Source organism: Polaromonas sp. Polasp52 (genome assembly GCF_059491565.1).
Map to the genome: position 1 here is coordinate 2,619,879 of NZ_CP168513.1, position 17,509 is coordinate 2,637,387.

Annotated in this window: 16 protein-coding genes; 7 read left to right on the top strand and 9 right to left on the bottom strand. The window is 66.0% G+C overall.

Features of this window, described 5'->3' with window-relative positions:
• The first annotated feature begins 179 nt into the window (after window positions 1-179).
• The 3 genes from ACEN9P_RS12270 to ACEN9P_RS12280 all read left to right on the top strand — a co-directional run bounded on the left by ACEN9P_RS12270 (window position 180) and on the right by ACEN9P_RS12280 (window position 2,822).
• The gene (locus ACEN9P_RS12270; RefSeq protein WP_495619396.1) at window positions 180-1,880 is read left to right on the top strand and encodes a T6SS phospholipase effector Tle1-like catalytic domain-containing protein; all 1,701 of its coding nucleotides are present in this window, start codon (window positions 180-182) and stop codon (window positions 1,878-1,880) included.
• Between the two features lie 127 nt (window positions 1,881-2,007).
• Complete coding sequence (locus ACEN9P_RS12275) at window positions 2,008-2,445, top strand: DUF3717 domain-containing protein (RefSeq protein WP_495619397.1); 438 nt, start codon at window positions 2,008-2,010, stop codon at window positions 2,443-2,445.
• 56 nt (window positions 2,446-2,501) lie between these two features.
• The gene (locus ACEN9P_RS12280; RefSeq protein WP_495619398.1) at window positions 2,502-2,822 is read left to right on the top strand and encodes a DUF2007 domain-containing protein; all 321 of its coding nucleotides are present in this window, start codon (window positions 2,502-2,504) and stop codon (window positions 2,820-2,822) included.
• Here ACEN9P_RS12280 and purB read toward each other — a convergent pair.
• Complete coding sequence (gene purB / locus ACEN9P_RS12285) at window positions 2,819-4,210, bottom strand: adenylosuccinate lyase (RefSeq protein ID WP_477701160.1); 1,392 nt, start codon at window positions 4,208-4,210, stop codon at window positions 2,819-2,821. The two genes, ACEN9P_RS12280 and purB, sit on opposite strands and share 4 nt — an antisense overlap.
• 136 nt (window positions 4,211-4,346) lie before the next feature.
• On the opposite strand from purB, the gene ACEN9P_RS12290 reads away from it, so the two are divergent.
• The gene (locus ACEN9P_RS12290; RefSeq protein ID WP_495619399.1) at window positions 4,347-4,964 is read left to right on the top strand and encodes a glutathione S-transferase family protein; all 618 of its coding nucleotides are present in this window, start codon (window positions 4,347-4,349) and stop codon (window positions 4,962-4,964) included.
• A 396-nt stretch (window positions 4,965-5,360) separates the two neighbouring features.
• Here the strand turns inward: ACEN9P_RS12290 and ACEN9P_RS12295 are convergent, their stop codons facing one another.
• Window positions 5,361-5,996: a glutathione peroxidase gene (locus tag ACEN9P_RS12295; protein WP_495619400.1), complete on the bottom strand. Its 636-nt coding sequence runs from the start codon at window positions 5,994-5,996 to the stop codon at window positions 5,361-5,363.
• Between the two features lie 291 nt (window positions 5,997-6,287).
• Here ACEN9P_RS12295 and ACEN9P_RS12300 point away from each other — a divergent pair, with 291 nt between their 5' ends.
• The 3 genes from ACEN9P_RS12300 to rfaE2 are packed head-to-tail and all read left to right on the top strand — an operon-like array spanning window position 6,288 to window position 8,020.
• The gene (locus tag ACEN9P_RS12300) at window positions 6,288-7,157 is read left to right on the top strand and encodes a ferritin family protein (RefSeq protein WP_477662112.1); all 870 of its coding nucleotides are present in this window, start codon (window positions 6,288-6,290) and stop codon (window positions 7,155-7,157) included.
• On the top strand, window positions 7,157-7,507 hold the full coding sequence (locus tag ACEN9P_RS12305) for a Rid family hydrolase (protein ID WP_477662111.1): 351 nt from the start codon (window positions 7,157-7,159) through the stop codon (window positions 7,505-7,507). Before ACEN9P_RS12300 ends, ACEN9P_RS12305 begins: the two co-directional genes overlap by 1 nt.
• 9 nt (window positions 7,508-7,516) lie before the next feature.
• Window positions 7,517-8,020: a D-glycero-beta-D-manno-heptose 1-phosphate adenylyltransferase gene (rfaE2, locus tag ACEN9P_RS12310; RefSeq protein WP_477662110.1), complete on the top strand. Its 504-nt coding sequence runs from the start codon at window positions 7,517-7,519 to the stop codon at window positions 8,018-8,020.
• A 16-nt stretch (window positions 8,021-8,036) separates the two neighbouring features.
• Here rfaE2 and ACEN9P_RS12315 read toward each other — a convergent pair whose 3' ends face one another.
• From ACEN9P_RS12315 to ACEN9P_RS12345, 7 genes are all read right to left on the bottom strand, one after another.
• Window positions 8,037-9,281, bottom strand: coding sequence for a beta-ketoacyl-[acyl-carrier-protein] synthase family protein (locus ACEN9P_RS12315; RefSeq protein ID WP_477662109.1), 1,245 nt, complete (start codon window positions 9,279-9,281; stop codon window positions 8,037-8,039).
• Window positions 9,282-9,308: 27 nt separating this feature from the next.
• Window positions 9,309-9,536: an acyl carrier protein gene (locus tag ACEN9P_RS12320; protein ID WP_051001974.1), complete on the bottom strand. Its 228-nt coding sequence runs from the start codon at window positions 9,534-9,536 to the stop codon at window positions 9,309-9,311.
• A gap of 125 nt (window positions 9,537-9,661) precedes the next feature.
• Window positions 9,662-10,708, bottom strand: a complete 1,047-nt coding sequence (locus ACEN9P_RS12325) for an SDR family oxidoreductase (RefSeq protein ID WP_477701161.1) — start codon at window positions 10,706-10,708, stop codon at window positions 9,662-9,664.
• A 153-nt stretch (window positions 10,709-10,861) separates the two neighbouring features.
• Window positions 10,862-13,969, bottom strand: coding sequence for an efflux RND transporter permease subunit (locus tag ACEN9P_RS12330; protein ID WP_477662107.1), 3,108 nt, complete (start codon window positions 13,967-13,969; stop codon window positions 10,862-10,864).
• An 11-nt stretch (window positions 13,970-13,980) separates the two neighbouring features.
• Window positions 13,981-15,144, bottom strand: a complete 1,164-nt coding sequence (locus ACEN9P_RS12335; protein ID WP_477662106.1) for an efflux RND transporter periplasmic adaptor subunit — start codon at window positions 15,142-15,144, stop codon at window positions 13,981-13,983.
• A 48-nt stretch (window positions 15,145-15,192) separates the two neighbouring features.
• On the bottom strand, window positions 15,193-16,722 hold the full coding sequence (locus tag ACEN9P_RS12340; protein ID WP_495619401.1) for an efflux transporter outer membrane subunit: 1,530 nt from the start codon (window positions 16,720-16,722) through the stop codon (window positions 15,193-15,195).
• Entirely contained in the window at window positions 16,709-17,467 is a 759-nt protein-coding gene (locus ACEN9P_RS12345; protein WP_477662104.1) for a CerR family C-terminal domain-containing protein, read from the bottom strand. Before ACEN9P_RS12345 ends, ACEN9P_RS12340 begins: the two co-directional genes overlap by 14 nt.
• Between the last annotated feature and the right edge of the window lie 42 nt (window positions 17,468-17,509).

Sequence of the window (17,509 nt, forward strand, 5' to 3'; positions counted from 1 at the left end):
GCAAAACGAGGGAGTTACTCCCCTTCGTCCGGATATTTGACAATAAAAATGGATTTTTTGCAAATCCCCCTGTTCATCCGGGCCTGGCGCGCCCTGCTCCTCCATCCGGGGGGTGACAGCAGCCCGCGCCGGGCTTAAGGTTGCTCCCGTTCCCCCACCCACGGCGAAGGAGCGCGTCCATGAACAGGCAATTGATCATCTGCTGCGACGGCACCAACAACAACCTGACCGGTGGCGCCAGGGACACCAACGTCACCAAGCTGTGCGGCCTGCTGGCGCCGGACGACAACGACCAGTTGCTGTACTACGACCCCGGCGTGGGCAACCCCGGCGAGCTGCCCGGCGCGTCTCTGACCGACAGCCTCAGCCGCATTTTCGAGCGGCTGCACGGCCTGGCCTTCGGCAAGGGCGTGTATGAAAACATCGCCGAGGCTTATGTGTTCCTGATGCGGCACTACCGGCCCGGCGACCAGCTTTTCCTGTTCGGCTTTTCGCGCGGCGCCTTCACGGCGCGCAGCATAGGCGGGCTGGTGACGCAGTTCGGCCTGCTGCGCCCTGAGATGGAAGGCCTGGTGCCCACCCTGCTGCACGTCTATTTTTCGGACCGCGAGCGGGGCGCACGCAAATACACCGCGATCCGCGACCAGATCAGCCGGCTCTTTGGCTCCGAGCAGGCCCGCGCGGCGCCGGTCTGGTTTGTCGGTGTCTGGGAAACCGTGTCTTCAGTGGGCGCGCCCTTGCTGAGCCGCACCATCACCGCCTCGCCGACCATTGTCGGCAAGCGCTTTCACCATGTGCGCCAGGCGCTGGCCCTCGACGAATACCGCCGCTCTTTCGAGCCGCGTCCCTACTACGTGGATCCCGCGCACGACTACGCGGCCGGCGGGCAAAGCATTGCCCAGCTGTGGTTTTCGGGCGCGCATTGCGACGTGGGCGGGGGTTACGCCCAGGCCGAGTCACGCCTGTCGCGCGATCCGCTGTTCTGGATGCTGCAGGAAGCGGCGGCCTGCCAGCTGCGCTTGCGCGCCGGCATGGTGGATGCCGCGAGCCAGCTCGACACACAGGCGGTGCTGGCCGCGCTGGCACCGCCCACCCCTGGCGGACCGCCTCCCCGGCCTCGCATCCACAGCGAGACTTATTCCACGGCCCTGTGGGCGCTGGCCGGCCTGCAGCAGCGCAACCCGCATGTGGTGCTCGACGCCGGGAAGCCGCAGCAGGTGGTGCCGGTGGAGCACCCTTCGGTGGCGGCGCTGGGCCTGTCCTTTCCCGCTGATACGGTCTGGGCGCGCCACCGGCCCGTGGCGGGTCTGCTGGTGGCGCTGGGGCTGGCCGTGGTTTTCTGGCTGCTGGCAGGCGGGTTGTTGAACGGTAGCATCGTGCCGGCCCGCATGACGCTGTGGGAATGCCTGCTGGCCTTGGGCCGGGATGCCGGCCAGGCGGCGGCCGCCAACCTGGCGCTGGCCCGCTGGCAGATTGGCTGGGTGGCGTCCTGGGCCTATCCGCTGGCCACACTGCCGCAAGCGGCTGCCCGCGTGGCCGGTGCTGTATGGGCCGATTTCGGCCTGGTGGCCGCTTATGCCTTCATTCTGGCCCGCGCCGCGACCTGGGCGTTTGCCCGCATCGTGCGTGTGCAGCGCGCCGGGCACAGGCCGCCGGGCTTGCTCAATGCGCTGGGGCTGGCCGCCATGGTGGCCGTGCTGGGCGACGCGGCGGAAAACCTGCTGACGCTGGCCCTGGTGTCGGCCTTTCCCTGGCCCTTGCTGGCCGGGGTGGAGCCGCTGCTGGGGCTGGCCATGACCGTGGCTGCGCTGACCAAGTGGGTGGGGCTGCTGGGCTGTGGGGCCCTATTCTTCTGGGGGCTGGCCGCCAGGTCGTCCTGATGGCGGCTAAACCCGGGCGGGGAAAGCGATTTTGCCGTCTGGCCGATAATGAACGGCCCGGCTCTGCGGCTTCGCGCATCCTTTTTCCTTGGCGCGGCCAGCCCCCTAATTTGGTACTTTATTTTCCATGCCCGGCATCCACATCACCGATATCGAAGCCGCCATCAATTACTGGCGCGACAAAAAGCCCTCGCCCGACGGCGTGACCCTGGCGCCCGAACTGCGCGCCCTGGCCGAGGTTTATGCGCTCATGGTTTTCTACCATGAGGACGAGGCCGACGAAAAAACCTTCCCGCCCAAGGCGCTCGCGGCCTGGCGCGCCTGGTACGACACCACCGCCGACACGCCCTGCATCGCCATCTGCTCGACCAGCCAGGGCGATGCTTTGTGCAAGGGCTGCGGACGCACTTTCGACGAAGTGCAGCGCTGGCCCGAAATGACGCCCGGCGAAAAGCGGGCGACCTGGCGGCGCATCACGCAGGAGGCCAGCGCCTGGCGCTTTGGCCGTTATGCCGACCGGGCGCTGGAGGGGAAAACACCGGTCCCTGCCGATGAGAAGGCCTGAGGCCGTCAGCGATTAATCTGGCAGCGGTGGGCGGCCGGGCGGGCTAAACTGGCTGCATGCTCAGACTGGCCCGCGCCCCCAATATCGCCATTGCCGCGCTATGGGTGGACGCTTTGCAGCAGGCCGGTTTTGCGGCCAGTGTGCAGCGTTATTTCCTGGGCAGCGTGGCCGGCGAATTGCCGCCTGACCAGTGCCTGCCCGAAGTCTGGCTCACACACGACCACGAGGAGGCGCGCGCGAAGGAGTTGCTGCACAGCTTGCAGAACATCCCGCAGCGGCGCTGGCTGTGCACCTGCGGCGAAATGGTGGAAGGCGGGTTTGAGCAGTGCTGGCAGTGCGGCGCCGACATGCCGGTGCCGCCTGTGGCGTCTGCCTAGACGCGTTTGGCTAGCTCGGCCGCCAGGCCGACGTAGCTACCCGGCGTCATGGCCAGCAGACGCGTTTTTTCGGCTTCGGGAATTTCCAGCGAGCGAATCAGCGCATGCAGGTCCTCGGCCTTCACGGTTTTGCCGCGCGTGACCTCCTTGAGCTTTTCATAGGCGCCCTGTACGCCGTAGCGGCGCATGACGGTCTGTATCGGCTCGGCCAGCACTTCCCAGGAATTGTTGAGGTCGTCGCTGAGCGCCTCGCGGTTCAGCTCGAGCTTGTTCAGGCCCACGCTCAGGGAGTTGTAGGCCAGCACGGCATAGCCCAGCGCCACGCCCATGTTGCGCAGCACGGTGGAGTCCGTCAGGTCGCGCTGCCAGCGGGAGATCGGCAGCTTCTCGCTCAGGTGGCGCAGCAGCGCGTTGGCCAGCCCCAGGTTGCCTTCGGCGTTTTCAAAGTCAATCGGGTTGACCTTGTGCGGCATGGTGGAGGAGCCGATTTCACCGTCTTTCAAGCGCTGCTTGAAGTAGCCCACGCTCACATAGCCCCAGATATCGCGGGCCAGGTCAATCAGGATGGTGTTGGCGCGCGCCACGGCGTCGAACAGCTCGGCCATGTAGTCGTGCGGCTCGATCTGGATGCTATAGGGCTGGAAGGTCAGGCCCAGGCCCAGCGGCTCGGGCGTTTCGATGACGCTGCGGCTGAAGGCCTCCCAGTCGAAATCGGGCCAGGCCGAGAGGTGGGCGTTGTAGTTACCCACGGCGCCGTTCATTTTGCCCATCAGCTTGACCGCGGCGATCTTCTCGCGCGCATTGGCCAGGCGCACCACGACGTTGGCGATTTCCTTGCCGACCGTGGTCGGGCTGGCGGTCTGGCCGTGCGTGCGGCTGAGCATGGGCTCGGCGGCGAACAGATGGGCCATGTCGCGCAGCTGGGCGATCACCTTGTCGAGCGCCGGCAGCACCACCAGGTCGCGGCCGCTTTTGAGCTGCAGCGCGTGGCTGGTGTTGTTGATGTCTTCGCTGGTGCAGGCAAAGTGCACAAATTCGCTGGCGCCCTTGAGTTCGGGCCTGGCCTCGAATTTGGACTTGATCCAGTACTCGACGGCTTTCACGTCGTGGTTGGTGGTTTTTTCGATGTCCTTGATGGCCGCGGCGTCGCTTTCCGAGAAATTCTTGACCAGGCCCAGCAGATAGGTGCGGGCGCCCGGGCTCAGCGGCTTGAATTCGGCGAATTTGGCGTCGGACAGCGCGATGAACCAGGCCACCTCCACCTGGACGCGGCGGTGCATATAGCCCTGCTCGGACATCAGGGGGCGTAACTGGGCAAGCTTGCCGGCGTAGCGGCCGTCCAGCGGGGACAGCGCGTTGATGGTGGAAAACGGGGTGGAAGAGCTCATCCTCCAATTGTAGGGGCGGCCCCGGGGGCCGGTCTGCGGGACTGTCCAGATTTGCGACGTTTGGAGGAGCCTGTCAGCCGGCGCCCGGGCTTACTCGATAGAATGCACTTCCCTCGGACCACGATCTCACACCACCATGAAACTCATCGGATCCGCCACCAGCCCCTATGTGCGCAAAGTGCGCATCGTAATGGCCGAGAAAAAGCTCGACTTCCAGTTCATCCTGGAAGATGTCTGGGCGGCGAACACCACCATCAGCGCGTCCAACCCCCTGGGCAAGGTGCCCTGCCTGGTCATGGAAGGCGGCGAAGCCGTGTTCGACTCCCGCGTGATCGTCGAATACCTGGACACCCTGTCGCCCGTCGGCAAGCTGATCCCGACCCAGGGCCGTGAGCGTGCCGAAGTCAAAACCTGGGAAGCCCTGGCCGACGGCCTTATCGACGCCGCCATCCTGGCGCGCCTGGAAGCCACCTGGAGCGGCCGCAGCGCCAAGCAGCGCAGCGACGCCTGGATCGACCGCCAGATGGGCAAGATAGACGCCACCCTCAAGGCCATGAGCACCGGCCTGGGCGACAAGGCCTTTTGCAGCGGCATCCACTTCAGCCTGTCGGACGTGGCGGTCGGCTGCGCGCTGGGTTATCTTGATCTGCGCTTCACGCAGGTCAACTGGCGCGAACTCTATCCCAATCTTGCCAAGCTGCAGGACAAATTGATGCAGCGCCCCAGCTTCGCGGAAACGATTCCACCGGGCTGATCAAAAACAGGGATTGGCTTCCGCCCGGTCATTCGCCGCGGCGGGGCGAGCGCCCGGACCCAAAGGACCGCAACGCGCAAGGACACGCCGCCCATGGGCGGGGCCTTGCTGGCTGGAATATAAAAATGCTGCGAAGCGCCCCGGCGCGAACGAGGGAGGGAGGGAGGAGGAGGAGCGCCCCGGGATTGCAGCTGAACCTGGACGGCTCAGAAGGCTTCGCAACAATGAAACTGTTTTGTGCCAGCGCTGTTTGCTTGTGACGGCAAATGCGCTTGCGTAAGTATGAGCGCACAAGCCGCCCGGAGTTCCCCCCGGGTAGGCTGCATCAGGTAAATTTTTGTTAACGACGCAGCGGCCGGTATGGCGAGCCGAAATGGCCGCGGATGGCATTGCGCTTCACGGCGCCACTGCCAGCTGTTTTTCGATCTCCTGGATGAAGGCTCGGCCGGCCGGATCAGCCGTGGAGTTGAAACTGGTGACGCTGCTGCCGTCCCGCGCGATCACGTATTTGTAGAAATTCCAGCGCGGCATGGTGCCTGTTTTGGCCGCCAGCTGCTTGAAAAGCGGATTGGCGTCTTTGCCGGTCACACTGGTTTTGGTGAACATGGGAAATTTCACCCCGAAGGTGTTTTCGCAGAAGTCCGCGATTTCCTTGTTGCTGCCGGTTTCCTGCGAAAAGTCGTTGGAGGGAAAGCCCAGTACCACCAGCCCCCGGTCCTTGTACCTGGCGTAGAGCGCTTCCAGCCCCTGGTATTGGGGCGTGAAGCCGCAAAAACTGGCGGTGTTGACCACGACCACCACTTTTCCCCTGTACTGGCACAGCGACTGCGGCTTTTCATCCTGCAGGCGCAAAAAGCTTTGTTGCAAAAGACCCGGGCAAGCCGCGGGCGTCGGGCTGGCCGGAGCGGCCGACGCGAGGGAGGCGGCCAGCAGGGCGCCGCAATAAAACATGGCCCGCAGGAGGCTTCGGGGCTGGAAGGCGGGCATGGTTAAACTCACGGGCAATTGGGTGATGGGTGGACGGCGGCTCATTCTGGCGCTGTTCGGCTAGCGGCACAAATCGCCTGCGCGGGAGACCCCACAGCCGGCGCTGCGGCACTTGCGGAATTCAAGCCGCGTTTTGAGTGAACAATGCGGTCGAAATCGAACTCCACGTAGGCAAACATGCCGGAATAAGCCTGAATTTGCCTGATTTGCCGGTAAATTGCCGACAAATCGCAAGTTGTCACATTAGCCGCCTAAAATCACCCCCTAATACCCAGGATGCGCCCGGCAGCGTCCGAGGCAGATTTATCCGCGAATTCGATCGCGAAGGAGTTCTCAATGCTTTACCCCGAACTGTTCAAACAACTTGAATCCGTCCGTTGGGACATGGATAAGGACATTCCATGGGCCAGTTTTGACCCTGCCAAGCTGACCGATGAGCAGGCCCAGACCATCAAGATGAATGCCATCACCGAATGGTCCGCATTGCCCGCCACGGAAATGTTCCTGCGCGACAACAAGGATGACAGCGATTTTTCGGCCTTCATGTCGATCTGGTTCTTCGAGGAGCAAAAACACTCGCTGGTGCTGATGGAATACCTCAAGCGCTTCCGGCCCGACCTCGCCCCCACCGAAAAAGAACTGCACGAGGTTCGCTTCGAGTTCGAACCCGCGCCCGCGCTGGAAACCCTGATGCTGCATTTTTGCGGCGAGATCCGCCTGAACCACTGGTATCGCCGTGCCAGCGAATGGCACACCGAGCCGGTCATCAAGCAGATTTACACCCAGCTGAGCCAGGACGAAGCGCGCCACGGCGGCGCCTACCTGCGCTACATGAAGCGCGCCATCAACAACTTCGGCAATGAAGCGAAATCCGCCTTCACCAAGGTCGGCGTGCTGATGGCCAGTGCCCGCCGTACGGCGCAGGCCCTGCACCCGACCAATCTGCACGTGAACAAGAGCCTGTTTCCGCGCGACACCATCCAGAGCCGCTTGCCCAACCCGGAATGGCTGGAGCACTGGCTGGACACGCAGATCAAGTTCGACGCGGTGTGGGAAGGCAAGGTGGTCGAGCGCATCCTGCACAACCTGAGCCTGCTGATGAACCAGAGCTTCAAGACCGTGCAGGAGCTCAACCGTTACCGCAAGGAGATCGGCAAGGAGCTTGCCGATTCCATCAGCGCCAAGCCGTCTCCCGCCGGGGCCTGATGCAGGACCTGCGCTGGCCGAGCAGCGCCGGCGGCCGAAGCCGGGTGGTCGCGCGCGGCGCGCAGGTATTCGCGGTGGCGAACGCCAGCGACCCCCTGCTGGATTTTGATGGCCAGCTTTCGCAGACGCTGGAGATGCTTGATGCCCACCTGGCGCATGTAGGCGCTTCGCGTGCATCGCTGCTGAGCGTGCAGATCTTCCTGCCCGACATGCGGCACAAGAAACAATTGGACGCCGTTTGGCGCGCGTGGGTAGGCGAGGACAGCGCCGCCTGGCCCCAGCGTGCCGTGGTGGGCGCCGAGCTGGACGGTGGCCTGCTGGTCGAGATCGTGGCCCAGGCCTTCCGTTAAAGTCTCGGGATGTCCAGCCATCCCCAGCCCCCCGAATTCCTGAAAAAAATCGTCTCCCGAGAGGAGGCGCCGCGGCGCCTGGCCGCGCTGCCCCGCCCTATCGTCTTTACCAACGGGGTGTTTGACGTGCTGCACCGCGGGCATGCCAGCTACCTGGCCCAGGCGCGCGCGCTGGGCGGTAGCCTGGTGGTTGCCCTGAACACCGACGCCTCGGCCCGGCGGCTCGGCAAGGGGCCTGACCGGCCGCTCAACAACGAGCAGGACCGAGCCGTCATGATGGCCGCGCTGGAGTCGGTGAGCCTGGTCACCTGGTTCGACGAGGACACGCCGCTGGAGCTGATTTCCGAGCTGCGGCCCGACCTGCTGGTCAAGGGTGGCGACTATGACATGGACAAGCTCGCCGAAACGGCGGTGGTCAGGGCCTATGGCGGCGACGCCCGGGCGATCCCGTTTGTGGACGGCTACTCCACCACGGCGCTGGTGAAAAAAATCAGGGCTGCAGGCGGCACTTGAGGCCGGTGCGGCAGCGTCAGGCCGTCTTGGCGATCAGCACGGCATTGGAGCCGCCAAAGGCAAAGGAATTGGACATCACCGCACGCAGGCCCTTGGCGCCGCGCGGCGTCAGCGGGACGTAGTCCAGGTCGCAGCGCGGGTCGGGCTGGTGCAAAAAGGCCGTGGGCGGCAGTTGCCCGGCGCGCAGGGCCATCACGCTCGCGATGAATTCCATGGCGCCGGCCGCGCCCATGGCATGGCCGTGCACGCCCTTGCTGGAACTGATGGGCAGGTCCCAGGCAAGGTCCTGGAAGGCCAGCTTGATGGCGCTGGTTTCCACCACGTCGCCTACGTCGGTCGCGGTGCCGTGGGCATTGAGGTAGCCGATATCGGAGGCCCGCATTCCCGCATCCGCCAGCGCCAACGTCATGGCGCGCGCCTGGCCTTGGGCGTCGGGCTGCGTCAGGTGATGGGCATCGGTGGTGGAGGCGTAGCCGCAGAGCTCGGCCAGGATGGTGGCGCCGCGGCGTTTGGCGCTTTCCCATTCTTCGAGCACCAGCATGGCAGCGCCTTCGGCCAGCACCAGGCCGCTGCGGTCGGAAGAGAACGGGCGGCAGGATGTTTCGGGGCCGTCGGCGTGGGGCTTGGCCAGGGTGTGCATGGCCTGCCAGGCCTTGATGGTGCCGCGGTTGAGCAGCGCTTCCGAGCCGCCGGCCAGCATGGCGTCGGCATAGCCATGGCGGATTTGCCGGAAGGCCTCGCCAATGGAAGCGGCCGAGGAAGCGCAGGCGTTGGAGATGGTGCTGCTCGGCCCCTTCAGGCCGAACTCCATCGATACATGGGCGGCAATCGCGTTATTCATTGCCAGCACCACGGTCATGGGGCGCAGGCGGGCAACCTTTTGCTCGAGCAAGGCCGTGTAAGCCACGTCGGTGGAGCTGGCGCCGCCGCTGCCCGTGCCCAGGGATACGCCAAAGCGCTCGGCGGCAAAGCTGTTGTGCACGGCGGCGGGGTCTCCCAGGCCGGCCTGCGACATGGCTTCGCGGCCCGCCACCAGCGCAAACTGGCTGACGCGGTCCATGGTCAGCAGCCGGGCGCGCGGGAAATGGGGGTCGGGATCAAAATCGATCGCGCCGGCCAGCACGCTTTCGGTGCCGGTGGGAAAGGGAATGTCGACGGCGCGGATGCCGGAGCGGGCGGTCAGCAGGGCGTCAAAAAAAGCCGGGGTGCCGGTCCCCACGGCGGAAATAACGCCCAGACCCGTGATGGCAACGCGACGCATGGATGTCCTGGGGCGCCCGCCAGGGGCTTAAGCGGCGGGCTTGCCCGATGGCAGCAAAGGCTCGATCAGCTGGACCATTTCGGCCAGGGTCCGGGGCGGATTGGCCTGGTCGGGAATCTGGATGCCGAACTGGTCTTCAATCTGGAAGAGGAATTCGATGACCGCCAGGGAGTCCAATCCAAGGCTTTCCAGCGTGGCATCAGGCAGCAGTTTTTCCTCGCTGATGCCAAATGTCTCGGCAAAAAGTTTGATCAAATCAGAATTCATCACCCAACCAGTACGTATATGCAAAGCGTCATTGTCCCACCATCGCCGTGACAGCTGACCTTTGTTCAAACCTCGAGGTTATTTTACAAAAGCGGTGGCGTTGTTTTTGTGCTTCAGGGGGTGTACATCTGCCGGACGGCATCCGACAGGCTGAACGTTCCCAGGAGCTCCCCTAAATAGCTGACAGGCGCCGGTGCAACGGCCGCCGCGCCGATTTCAGCGCGCAAACGGGCGTTGCTGAACACCGCATCGGCTGTCAAAAAAGGCAGGTAGGGTTGCAGTGCCTCGAACATCCAGCGCTGGCGGGCGAATTTGGGTGTCGGCACGAAGTCGCGCCCCCGCATCACCAGCTTGCCTATGCCCGGCATGGTGGCCGTCAACTCGTCGGCCAGCACTTTGAACGTCATGGAGTCTTCGCCGGTTGACACGTGGTAGCAGTCGTGGGCCAGTTCGCCCTTGAGCAGCATTTCGGCGAAAGCGCCGGCGATGAAGTCCACAGGCGCGAAATCGAGCTTGGCCAAGGGATCCAGGGGAACGTCCCCTAACTCGGCCATCACGGGAATCGACCACAGCATATTGCGGGAAAGCTTGGCGTCGTCAATGCCGCGCGACAGCACGATGCCGGGGCGCAGGCTGACAAAGGGGCTGCCGGCGGCGCGCAGCAAGGTTTCGGCGTCGCGCTTGGACCGGATGTAGTCATTGGCGTAGCCGGCGAATGGCATGTCTTCCGTGATCACGCCGCGCGGCTCGGTGGTAACCGCCGCGGTGCCGACAAAAAAGCCGCGCTGCGACGGAGCCAGGTTTTTAAGGATGCCGGAAAACTGCTCGGCGGCCTTGATGTTGATAGGGTAAACCCCTGCGCCGGGCTTGAAGGAGGTGCTGGCCGCCGAGTGCAGGATCACGTCGGCGGACTGCAGCACGGCCGTGCTCAGGCCGAAATTGGGCTCGATGACGTCGCCGGCTTCGGCGGACACCATTTCGGCGAATTCGGGTTTCCACAGAACGCTCTTTTTCAGGCGCTCCAGGAGGCGGTCACGGGCTTGGTTCGAATCGGCGGCGCGCACCACAGCGGTGCTGTAGACGCCGCGCGCGGCCAGAAGAAGCATTAACTCGCCGCCAATCAGGCCGGTTGCGCCCGAAAGCAGTACGCGTTTAGACATGTGAAGAAATGTAAAGCTGAACCAGTGAGTATAAGCCAGCCCATCTCAGGAGGCTACAAAACCCGGCTGGGCGAAACCGTCTAAATCAGCACAATCGCACGCCGGCCGGGCTTTTTTTGGCGAGCAGGCAAGAGCCCCCTCGCCGCACCCGGCTTATTCCCCGGCCTGCGCCGGAGCGGGGGCGTCGCCGTGCCGGCCGCGCAATCGCCTGCTGGTGCGCCGGACGAAGTGCTCCAGGTCGTCGATATAGGTGAACACCGCGGGCACCACCAGCAGGCTGAGCACGGTGGAGGTGATCAGGCCGCCGATCACGGCAATCGACATCGGCGAGCGAAAGCTCGGGTCGGCCGCGCCCAGGCCCAGCGCGATAGGCATCATGCCGGCGCCCATGGCCAGCGTGGTCATGATGATGGGCCGCGCGCGCTTGTGGCAGGCGTCCAGCAGCGCGTCCCAGCGCGACATATTGTGGTCGCGCCGCGCCACGATGGCGTACTCCACCAGCAGGATGGAATTCTTGGTGGCGATGCCCATCAGCATGATCAAGCCGATCAGCGAAGGCATGGAGAAGCTCTTCTGTGCGACCAGCAGGCCGACGAAGGCGCCGCCCAGGGACAGCGGCAGGGCCGCCAGAATGGTGACCGGATGCAGGAAGTCCTTGAACAGCAACACCAGCACGATGTAGATGCACAGCACGCCGGTCAGCATGGCCAGGCCGAAGCTGGCAAACAGCTCTCCCATGACCTCGGCATCGCCGATTTCCACCACCTTGACGCCCGCCGGCAGGTTCTTGATGGCCGGCAACTGCTTGACGGCCTCGGTGATGTCGCCCAGGGCCCGGCCCGAGAGCTCGATCTCGAACTTGACGTTGCGCGACCGGTCGTAGCGGTCTATGACCGCCGGCCCGCCGGTGATTTCCAGCGTGGCCACCTGGCCCAGCATGACCGGGCCGACGCCGGGCTTGACGCTGGGCACGGCCAGACGCTCGAGCACACTCAGGTCCTTGCGGGCCGCATCGTCGAGCTTGACGACGATGGGCACCTGGCGCTGCGAGAGGTTGAGCTTGGGCAGCGATTCCTCGTAGTCGCCGACCGTCGCGATACGCAGTGTCTCGCCCATGGCCGCGCTGGTCACGCCCAGGTCGGCCGCGCGCGCGAAGTCCGGCTTGATGGCGATTTCAGGCCGCACCAGGCTGGCGCTCGATGAAATATTGCCCAGGCCGGGAATGGTGCGCAAATCTTTTTCCACCGCCATTGCGGCGGCCTGCAGGGCGTTGGCGTCTTCGGCCGTCAGCACCAGCATATAGGCTTCGCCGGATCCGCCCAGGCCGACCTTGCTGCGCACGCCGGGCAAAGATTCCAGGGCCGCGCGCATCTTGTTTTCGATGCCCTGCTTGCGCGGGCGTTCGTTGCGCTCATCGAGCAGCACGGTCAGCGTGGCCTTGCGGGTTTCCGCCGCGCCCTGCATGGCAAAGGGGTCGCCGCCGGCCGTGCCCCCGCCTATGGTGGTGTAGACGTTCTTGACGTGCTCGACCTTGCTGATGAGCTGGCGCGCATGCTCGGCCGAGGCCCTGGTCTGCGCCAGTGTCGCGCCGGGCGGCAGCTCCAGGTAAACCTGGGTCTGCGAGTTGTCGTCGGGTGGGATGAAACCCGTGGGCAGCAGCGGCACCAGCGCCACCGAGCCGAAGAAAAACAGCGTGGCCATGGCCATGGTCTTCACGCGGTGATGCAGGCACCAGGTGGCGGCCCGCATGTACCACCGCATCCAGCCCGGGTCGGTGTGCGTGCCCACCACGGGCTTGAGGATGTAGGCCGCCATCATGGGCGTGAGCACCCGCGCTACCACCAGCGAGGCGAACACGGCCAGCGAGGCGGTCCAGCCGAACTGCTTGAAGAATTTGCCGGCCACGCCGCTCATGAAGGCGGTGGGCAGGAACACAGCGATCAGGGTGAAGGTGGTGGCAATCACCGCCAGGCCGATTTCGTCGGCCGCTTCCATCGCGGCCTCATAAGGCGTTTTCCCCATGCGCAGGTGGCGCACGATGTTTTCCACCTCGACGATGGCGTCGTCCACCAGGATACCTATCACCAGCGAGAGCGCCAGCAGCGTGATCACATTGATGGAAAAGCCCAGCAAGTGCATGCCGATGAAGGCCGGGATCACCGACAGCGGCAGCGCCACCGCGGAGACGAAGGTGGCGCGCCAGTCGCGCAGGAACAGCCACACCACCAGCACGGCCAGGATGCCGCCCTCGTAGAGCAGGTGCATGGAGCCGTCGTATTCCTCTTGCACCGGCTTGACGAAGTTGAAGGCTTCCACAAGTTCCACGTCGGGGTATTGCCGCTTGAGTTCGGCCAGCGCGGCCTGCACGGCGGCGCCCACGGCCACTTCACTTTCCCCGCGGCTGCGCGAGACCTCGAACCCGACCACAGGTTTGCCGTCCAGCAGCGCGGCCGCGCGCGGCTCGGCGGTGGTGTCGGTCACGGTGGCGACCTGATCCAGCCGTATGCGCCGGCCGTCGCTCAGGGCCAGCTCGATGCCGGCCAGTTCCGCGGCCGACTTCACCGTCGCCAGGGTGCGCATGGGCTGCTCGCTGCCGCCCAGGTCGGCGCGCCCACCGGCGCTTTCCGTCTGCACCTGGCGCAGCTGGCGCGAGATATCGGACGCCGTGGCGCCCAGGGCCTGCAGGCGCGACGGATCCAGCGCCACGCGCACCTCGCGCGAGACGCCGCCCACGCGGTTGACCGCGCCCACGCCGCGCACCGCCAGCAGCTTGCGCGAAACGTCGTTGTCGACGAACCAGGACAGTGCCTCCTCGTCCATGCGCGGCGAGCGGATGGTGAAGGCCAGCACGGGCTGGCCGGCCAGGTCCATCTTGGAGACCACCGGTTCGCGCACGTCGGCGGGCAGTTCGCTGCGCACCTTGGACACCGCGGCGCGCACGTCGTCCACGGCTTCCTGCACGGGTTTTTCGAGCCGGAACTCGGCCGTGATGGTGGCGCCGCCGTCCTGCACCTTGGTATAGATGTGCTTGAGGCCCTGCACCGTGGCGATGGAGTTTTCCAGCTTGCGCGCCACTTCGGTTTCAAGCTGGGCGGGCGCCGCGCCCGGCAGCGAGGCCGACACCGTCACCGTGGGCAGGTCGATGTCGGGAAAGTTTTGCACCTTCATCGCCTTGAAGGACAGCATGCCGGCGAAAGTCAGCAGCACAAACAGCATGACCGCCGGAATCGGGTTCTTGATCGACCAGGAGGAGACATTCATGGGCCTGCTCCTTACTTGCTGGCGGCCGTCGCCGGCCTGGCGGTGGCCGGTGCGGCGGGGACGGCATCGCTGACCCTGACCAGGTCGCCGTCGTTCAGGAAGCCCGCGCCGCTGACGATGATGCGCGCGTCCGCGGCCAGGCCGGAGGTGATCTCGACCCTGTCGCCTGCCAGCCGGCCGGTCTGCACCTTGAGCTGGCTGATGCGGTTATCGGCATTGAGGCGAAACAGGTAGTTAAAGCCGTCGCGCACCACCAGCGCCGGCTGGGGCACGGTCAGTGCGGGCGTCTCGCCCAGCTCGAATTCCCCGCGCGCGAACATGCCGGCCTTGGCCGGCGAGGCCATGCCGGCGGAAACCGGCAGGTCCACATAGACCAGCGCCGCGCGGGTTTGCGGGTCCACGCTGGGGGCGATCATGCGCACCCGGCCCTTGAGTTCGGCACCGCTGGCGGCCACCACCCTGGCCGTGGTGCCGGCCTTGATACGGCCCAGCTCGGCCGAGGTCACCTCCGCGCGCCACTCGAGGCGCCCGCCCCGTATCAGGCGGAACAACTCGGTGCCCTGGGGCACCACCGAGCCCACCGTCGCGGTGCGCGCGGAGATCACGCCGCTGTCGGGCGCCAGCACCTGGGTGTTCTTGCCGCGCAGCTGCTGCGCGTCAAGCACGGCCTTGGCCGCCTCGACACGCGCCTTGGCGGTCTGCTCGGCGGTGTTGTACTGGTTGATCTGCTGGTCGCTCAGCGCGCCCGAGCTGGCCAGGGTGCGCGCGCGCGCCGCATTGTCGGCCGCGTCGGCCGCGTTGGCCTGCGCCTCGATCAGGCTGGCGCGGGCCTGCGCGGTGTCGGCTTGCACGCTGTCGCCCGAGAACACCGCGAGCACCTGCCCGGCCTTGACCTGGTCGCCGACGTTGGCCTGCACCTGCACCAGCCGCAAGCCGTTGGACTCGGAGCCGATCACGGCTTCCTGCCAGGCCGTGATGTTGCCGTTGGCGCTGAGCTTGACCGGCAGGCTCATCTGCCGCGGCAGCGCCGTGGCGACGGTCAGGGCCGGCTTGGCGGTGGGCGGGGCATCGCCTTTGGCCTCCGAGCGGGAAAGGAAAAAGGCGGCGCCTCCCGCCACCAGCACGGCAGCGGCGATCAAGGCGATGGCAAAAGGGGTGGGCTTGAGTTTGGGCATGGTGTGCAAGGGCTCTGTCAAAGGTGGCGGAGTGATGGCGTGGCGGCCTCAGGGCGCGGTGATGGCGGCGGGGGTGAATGGGGCGGGCACGTCCGACACCAGGGGCGGCACCGGCGGCTCGGCCGTCGTCCAGCCGCCACCCAGCGCGCGGTACAACGCGACCCAGGCGCTGCGGCGCTCGCGCTGCAGCGTGACCACATTGCTTTGCGCCGCCAGCAGCGTGCGGCGCGCGTCCTCGAGTTCGACCAGGCTGGCCAGCCCGCTCTTGTAGCGGGCCTCGGTGCCGGTGAAGGAGGCGCGGTAGCCTTGCGCGGCGACCCGCGCGTCGTCGTTGCGCTCGGCGGTGCTTTGCAGCTTGACCAGCGCTTCCTCCACCTCCTGCACGGCTTTGCGCACGCTGGCACGGTACTGGGCCACGGCGTCCTCGTAGCGGGCCTTGGCAGCCTCCACATTGGCCTCGCTGGCGCCGCCGTCAAACAGCGGAACCGTCAGCTGCAGCGGCCCGACCGTCCAGGTGTCAAAACGCTGCGTGGAGGCGCTGGTGCGCGACTTGGTGGTGAACACCGAGCCGCTCAGGCTGAGCCTCGGGAAGCGTTGCGCGCGCGCGCTGCCCACTTCCAGGTGGGCCGCATCCACCTCGCGCGCCGCGTTGAAGATGTCGGGCCGCTGGGCCAGGACCTCGGCGGGCACGCTGATGATGGGCGCCATCGACTCGCGCGCCAGGTCGGCGGGCGCGGTGGCGAGTTTTTGCCGCAGGGCGGGCTCTTCGAGGGCCGTGAGCGCCACCAGTGACTTGATGTCCAGGTCGCACAGTGTGCGCTGCTGGATGGCGTTGCCGTGCCCTTCCGCGGCGCTGGCGCGGGCCAATGCCGCGGTGGCGGGTGCCTGGAAGCCGGCTTTGGTGCTCAGCTCGGCGAGCCGCGCGGTTTCGGCCCGCGAGGCGGCGTCGGCGCGCGCGACCTCCAGCAGTTTTTCGCAGGCGCGCAAGCTGTAATACTGCGTCGCGACTTCGGCAGCAACCGAGACGCGCGCCGCATGCCACAGGGCCTGCGAACCTTCAAGGCGCTGCTGGTCGGCATCCCGGCTGGCCGCGTACTGGCCGAACAGGTCGATTTCCCAGGACGTCTGCAGGCCTGCCTCCAGCGTCGTGGCGATCGGCGGCGTTGCCCGGTTCACCGGGGCCGAGCGCCCGCGGCTGGCGCTGCCGATGGCGTCCAGCGTGGGCAGCATGGCCGCGCCGGAAGCCACGCGCGAAGCCCGCGCCTGCTCGATGTTGGAGCGCGCCGTCGAGACGCTGGGGCTGGCGGCCTCGGCTGCCATGATCAGTTCCACCAGCAGCGGGTCGTTTTGCTGCTCCCACCAGCGGGACAGCCCGGCCAGGCTGCCGCTGTGGGGCAGTGCCGCGGTGGTGCCCGCCGCCGCAGCCGGCAAGGGCGCCTGCCATTGCGTGGGCACGGGGGCGGCCGGTGTGTTGTGAGGCAGGTCCGTGGCGCAGCCGGCCAGCAGCAGTGCACAGGCGGCCAAAAGCCCCAGCGCCGGCAGGCGGGACGGCGTGCCCCGGGAATCAGGTTTTTTCATGGCTTGCGGTTTTCAGGTGCGGCGTGCCGGCCGCGGGATGGTCGGGAAGGTGTTTGCGCCGGGCCGCTTCGACGGCGACCATGGCTTCGGCATAGGCCACCAGGCTGGCGGCCCACTGCTCCACGGCGTCGGGCGTGCCGAATAGCTGGGGCCGGATCGCATCCACCACCTCGCGGCTGATGAACATGTGGATGGCCAGGCCGGTGATGGAAAAGGCCAGCCTGTGCACCTCGTCGTCGGCCTTGGCGAGCCCCAGGTGGCGGCACAGCACCTTCACCAGGGCCGCGTGCGCGGGCTTGATGCCGTTGTCGATTTCTTCGGCCCACAGGCCCGTGGGCTCCAGCATTTCGCGAAAATGCAGCCGGGTCGACAGCTGCACCAATTCCCCCTGGCGCAAAGGCTCCAGGAAACCCGCGAAAAAACCTTCCAGCGACTGGCGCAGCGTGAAGCTCGGCTGGTCGTACAGCGCGATGTCGTCGCGCGCGCTGCCCAGCGGTTCGGTGAACACGGCGCGGTACAGCCCCGCCTTGTCGCCGAAGTAATAGCTGATGGCCGCCACGTTGGCGCTGGCGGCCTGGGCGATGTCGCGTATCGAGGTCTTGGCAAAACCCTTCTCGGAGAACAGGCGCAGCGCCGCGTGCAGCAGGTGCGCCCTGGCGTGGGCGCCGTCGGAGCGCTGCTTGCGGGTTTCGCCTTCAGTGCCGGCGGAGCGCGAAACTGTTTTGGGGCGTGGATCGGCAGTCATGTGCCCGCATTAGAGCACATGAGTCAAACAATTGATTGAATT